Here is a 5,161-nt window from a genome sequence, read left to right on the forward strand (position 1 = left end):
CCCAATTGTAAAACAGTCTTGGATAGGGATCATAATGCAGCAATAAATATTCTTAAAAAAGGGTTGCAATATTTGGGAAATCATCTCAACGGTACTGTTGGGCAAACAGAAACCGACCCAAACGCCTTGGGAGAGTCCGGTCTCTGGGTTTTCAGTGGAGACATTGAGAATCTAAGCTGTCTCGTTGAACAAGGAATTTCTAACAGCGATGTGGAAAGAATCCCCCGTCACAGCGTAGCTTGACGGTGGGAGTATGTCAATTGATAGGCTGCCACTAGATAACGAAAAATATACTCAACTATCTCTAAATAATTCTCGGTAGTTTCTAGAGACTCACCCCACACCGTCACACCATGGTAAGAAATCAGTAAAGCGGGAATTTCCGGGGGGAAAGTTGAGAATCTACTTTCTATTTCTGCGGCAATTTTCGGCACATCGAGATAGTTAGCAAAAACCGGCATAAATACTTGAGGATTTTCTACCCAAATACCTAAACCTTTCAACATTTCTAAGGGAGGTAACGATAACTTGTCCTCGCGAGCAAAACGGGAAACTAAATTCGCTTCCACTGAGTGGACATGATAACAAGCTTGCGCTTGGGGAAAGAGACAATAAATCACCTGATGAATGCTAGTTTCGGCCGAAGGACGATTATCCCGATGAGCTAATTCTCTGACTTTTCCCGTCAGATCCACGCGCACAAAATCCTGTTCTGTGAGTTTACCTTTACTTTTGCCACTGGCAGTAATCCAAAAACTATGATCATCAACTTTAGCGGATAAATTACCCGCTGTGCCGAGCATCCAACCCAGTTGATAAAATCTTCGGGCAGCTGCCACTAGAGATAGACGAGGATCGCTCATGGTTTTTAGAGATATGGTGGATAGGGACTGACTATTATAACAAGTTGAAGCGATCGGAGGATCCACTCCCCAGCAGATTTGGTGAGGATGTCAATCTGGATAATCTCGCTAAAAACTACAGCCAAGGCAGAAGAGAGCGAGGAACCAGTGAGTAAAAAAGAAGATTTAACCGTGGTAATGTGTTGGGAATGTGTTAGGTTAAAGATAATTGCAGCTTTGATGAATCGAGGGTTGAGCCGTGAATAACAACTTTTTCCGCAGCTATTCTGTCAATGATTCTGGTTTGGGTTGTTTCTTATCTTTGATTTTAGTCGGATTGTTGTTAGGCTCGATCGGACTGGGTTGGTTAGTCAATGGTTTTTTAATTCTCGTGGCATTTCTAATCATTTCCCCCGTCATTGCTTGGGGAATTTTTCGCTGGTGGTTGCGACGCAATTTAGTTGAAGATAGCTGTCCCGTCTGCAGCTACGAATTTACGGGTTTTAATCGCACAGAATGCCAATGTCCTAACTGTGGTGAACCGTTAAAAGTGGCAGGGGGTAAGTTTATTATTCTCACCCCTCCCGGTACGATCGATGTACAAGCGATCGAAGTACCTACCGGACAGTTGGAAGATTAGAGTCAAACCATCACCATCTAGGCACGCGCACCAAACTGAAAGCGGGGGTTCTGAATTTTAACAATAACAGCAGTCCCAGCAGGTGAATTGACCAATGAACGAGAATTAAGCCCCAAATAATTGCAAAAATCAAACTACTAACGGCAAGAGCTTTAAAAATATCATTATCGGTCTTTTGATACCAGAGAAGACTAAGGAAGGAAAGCAGTAGGAGTAGAAGCGGAAAAAGTGGGGAGAACATGGGGATCACCATTGGGTGAGGGGACTGTCTTCACATCCATAGCCTATCATTTTCCCTTGACGGCTACGGGTAGCAGCGGCTACATTCCCCCCTATTTGTCATAAATCTTTAGAATCAAATTAAAAAGTTTACGAGCCAATCTTTTAGTCTAAAGGTGGCGCGACAATCATCCTCATTGTAACGCAAAATAGCCGCCAATAAAGTCCGATCTCCTGTTTTTAACCACTGGTCATACCACCAAACGCATTGATCCCCGCTTACTCCTCGATCGCGCCATTGAAAGCCAATCCAGTTAGCGAGGGATTTTAAAGAATAACTTTCCACGGGAAAAGTTACCGAATTAACTACCTGATAGTGCAGATCAAAACAGCGAGAAACTAACTGATTAATCAAAGAAGAAGGGGTTTTATAAAGATAACCTAATCGCTTAATTGTTTCCACTTCGTACTCAGAAAAGTGAAAAATTGGTGCTTGATAATCCTGCATGACTAAGGTTAAAAATTCCTGCCATATCCTGCCTTCATCTTCTGGCTTTTCTGCCAAAAAGGGATAAAATTGCTGGGTATTAACTCGATAATCAACCCGTAAAATCCCCAAAAGATAATCTAAATTCTGTTCTGGTTCCGCTTCGATGTCAAAATAAAATTCAATCTCGGCCCTCGGTAGGGGAGACAAATAAGCAGTTTTGCCGTTGCTTTTGCGAAAGGCCCGATTTTCAATAATTGCTTGGGCCTGTAATTGTAACTGATTAGCCACCTCTAACCCCATCCCCTCCCCCATACGGGTAGGACAGGTAAGCGCCAGGGATTCCATAGTTGAAACCCCCAAAGACTGTAAAAATTGGTAACGACTGGGAGTCACCCCCGGGACTAAAGAAAGATGTTGACTCGCTTGGGCGATACCATAACAGTGACTATACCAATGACATAAACTGCAACGCTGACGCGAGATAAAAACTTCTGGTTCTTGGTGATTAATCACCATTGCGCCGAACTTTTTGATTATTTCCTCTAGTTTAGTTAACCAGAGATTCAATTCCACCCGATAGCGATTATGACGACGTAGGACAATTTCTGCGTAATTGGGAAAAACTCCCTGCATACTGGCTAATAAATAGGCGTAAAAAGTAGCCAGCATCTTATATTCAGGCTTAGGACGGCGACCGAGTTGAATATTGAGGGGATAATAAACCCAATCGCCAAATTTCGACTCTCCTGCCTGTTTAATTAATAAATGCGGGGAACCGGTTAAAGAGACGGGATAGCCAGATTGTAAAAGGACTCCGTGATAAATACAGGATACTCCCTGACCCATCAAAGCTTCCGTTTCCCTAGCGGCGGCTAAAATATCCGTGCTGGGAGTAGTCAGGGAACAATAATCGGGATAGGAGTCTTGCAGGACTTTTTTAACGTGAATTTGACTCTCCTGGCGCAATTTAAGCAAAAAATCTCGCTCAGGGTCTTTTTCTTGGCTATTGCCGTAGAGATTTAAAAACGCACGGCGTTGACAACGTTGGTAGTCTAGAAGTAGATCATCGGTCAGTAGCATTCTATCAAGGAGAAAAGTTAAGCTTTCCTGGACCTGTGAGGTAAAGTAAAAAATAATAAACTTAAAAAAAGAAAACATTCCCAAGTATGTTTCCTCTACTCTAATACTATTGTGACAATTGCGACTTAATCCGTCGATAGAATTCAGCCTTCGGTCGTCGGTCGTCAGGAAATGGGGAATTCAACTAAAACCCGAAAACCCCAAAACCCAACACCTTCTAACTGATAACTGATAACTGATAACTGATAACTGATAACTGACCCCCCATCTCCTCGCTTATGCAGAATTTAGACGAAAATAGCCTCGATTACGCCGTTAGTAAACCGGATTTAGCCGAACAAAGACAGGAATTTCGGGGACTTAGCAATAAAGTTTACTTTAATTTCGGTGGTCAGGGAACCTTGCCCAAGGCGGGATTAGAAGCGATTATCGATGCCCATAATTTTCTCCAACAAAAGGGGCCTTTTTCAGGACGGGTAAACGATTGGATTACCGGAAAAACGGAACTTCTCAGGCAAGAAATGGCTCAGGAGTTGGGAATCAGCCCCAGCACCCTCTCTATCACCGAGGATGTCACTGTAGGCTGTAATATCGCCCTCTGGGGAGTTGATTGGCAAGCGGGGGAACATATTTTACTGACCGATTGTGAACACCCCGGAATTATCGCCACGGTTCAAGAAATTGCCCGTCGTTATCATCTGGAAATCTCCACTTGTCCTATTCGGGAAACTTTAAACGGTGGCAACCCGATAGAAGTCATTTCCGCTCATCTACGTCCAAAAACTAGGGTTTTGGTGGTTAGTCACGTTTTGTGGAATACCGGACAGGTTTTACCCCTCAAGGAAATCTCGCAACTTTGTCATGATAATTCTGTCACCGAAAAACCCGTTTTAGTGGTGGTGGATGCTGCCCAATCCGTGGGTTGTTTGCCCTTGGATTTAAGCGCTACTGCCGCCGATTGTTATGCTTTTACGGGTCATAAATGGTGGTGTGGACCGGCTGGTGTGGGAGGATTGTATATTCGTCCCGAAATTTTCCCTAGTTTACGGCCCACTTTTATCGGTTGGCGCGGCATTGAAACAGATAACCGAGGACAGCCTATCGGTTGGAAACCGGATGCCAGACGCTTTGAAGTGGCCACTTCTGCCTATCCCCAATTTGAGGGTTTAAGGGCAACTATTGCGGTACATAACGCCTGGGGTGATGGGGGACAAAGATACGAAAAGATTTGTCAATTAGCGGCTTATCTCTGGGAAGAATTAAAGACGATTAAAGGGGTGAAATGTTTAAAAAATTCTCCGCCGGAATCCGGTTTAGTTTCCTTTCAAATTGACTCGGCCATCACCCCACAAAAGTTAGTGCAACAGCTAGAAAAACAAGGGTTTTTACTGCGAACTCTCCTCGACCCCCTCTGTGTGCGTGCCTGTGTCCACTATTTCACTTTGCCCTCAGAAATCGAGCAGTTAGTAGCAGCTGTCAAAAAGTTAGTTTAAAATCGGATTATAGGCGATCGACTATCGATAATGACGACCCCGCAACTTTTCGAGTGGGATGAAATTGACATCCTCACCGCCGGGGCCGGACGGTGATGACCGGCAGATCAAACAAACTTAATTGAACGACCGACCGCTGGGTTGACGCTTCACGGGATGCTGCTTCTTTAACAGAAGTCTTATGCTGTCCTCCACGCCCGTTTAAAGTCTCCGATTGCCCACCGGCGACCTTGATATTAATTGCAGCGTTGGCTCTTCTGGTTTCTGTGTGGAAACGAGGTCTATACTGATAGAATATCCGCAAAATAGCCCTAAAAGTCTTGCCCGATAAGCATTTCACGATTCCATAAGCAAAAATTATCACACAAAGTCGAGAAGAGCCCAGCGTTTACATCCC

Annotated in this window: 6 protein-coding genes; 3 read left to right on the forward strand and 3 right to left on the reverse strand. The window is 44.2% G+C overall.

The window, feature by feature from the left end:
* Positions 1–243 (forward strand): zinc ribbon domain-containing protein (locus PX482_RS19885; RefSeq protein WP_502888568.1); only part of this gene is annotated, 243 nt, incomplete at its 5' end.
* Here PX482_RS19885 and mtnB read toward each other — a convergent pair.
* Positions 228–863, reverse strand: coding sequence for a methylthioribulose 1-phosphate dehydratase (mtnB, locus tag PX482_RS19890; protein WP_052276878.1), 636 nt, complete (start codon positions 861–863; stop codon positions 228–230). The genes PX482_RS19885 and mtnB overlap by 16 nt on opposite strands.
* A gap of 238 nt (positions 864–1,101) precedes the next feature.
* Between mtnB and PX482_RS19895 the strand changes: the two genes are divergently transcribed.
* Positions 1,102–1,482 (forward strand): hypothetical protein, encoded by a 381-nt coding sequence (locus PX482_RS19895; protein WP_002760482.1) that lies wholly within the window; start codon positions 1,102–1,104, stop codon positions 1,480–1,482.
* A gap of 10 nt (positions 1,483–1,492) precedes the next feature.
* Here the strand turns inward: PX482_RS19895 and PX482_RS27830 are convergent, their stop codons facing one another.
* Together PX482_RS27830 and PX482_RS19900 are read right to left on the reverse strand one after the other, a co-directional pair.
* Positions 1,493–1,735, reverse strand: a complete 243-nt coding sequence (locus tag PX482_RS27830; protein WP_002760483.1) for a hypothetical protein — start codon at positions 1,733–1,735, stop codon at positions 1,493–1,495.
* A 102-nt stretch (positions 1,736–1,837) separates the two neighbouring features.
* Complete coding sequence (locus PX482_RS19900) at positions 1,838–3,271, reverse strand: TM0106 family RecB-like putative nuclease (RefSeq protein WP_043999176.1); 1,434 nt, start codon at positions 3,269–3,271, stop codon at positions 1,838–1,840.
* Positions 3,272–3,549: 278 nt separating this feature from the next.
* Between PX482_RS19900 and PX482_RS19905 the strand changes: the two genes are divergently transcribed.
* A complete protein-coding gene (locus PX482_RS19905; protein ID WP_002760486.1) occupies positions 3,550–4,764 on the forward strand; it encodes an aminotransferase class V-fold PLP-dependent enzyme in 1,215 nt (404 codons plus the stop codon).
* Positions 4,765–5,161: the final 397 nt, after the last annotated feature.

Source organism: Microcystis sp. M53602_WE12, assembly GCF_030065455.1.
Classification (GTDB): Bacteria; Cyanobacteriota; Cyanobacteriia; order Cyanobacteriales; family Microcystaceae; genus Microcystis; species Microcystis aeruginosa.

Bases quoted from the DNA above. Each gene is read 5' to 3' on its own strand.
- mtnB (WP_052276878.1), bottom strand. From the start codon at position 863: ATGAGCGATCCTCGTCTATCTCTAGTGGCAGCTGCCCGAAGATTTTAT.
- PX482_RS27830 (WP_002760483.1), bottom strand. From the start codon at position 1,735: ATGGTGATCCCCATGTTCTCCCCACTTTTTCCGCTTCTACTCCTACTG.
- PX482_RS19900 (WP_043999176.1), bottom strand. From the start codon at position 3,271: ATGCTACTGACCGATGATCTACTTCTAGACTACCAACGTTGTCAACGC.
- PX482_RS19905 (WP_002760486.1), top strand. From the start codon at position 3,550: ATGCAGAATTTAGACGAAAATAGCCTCGATTACGCCGTTAGTAAACCG.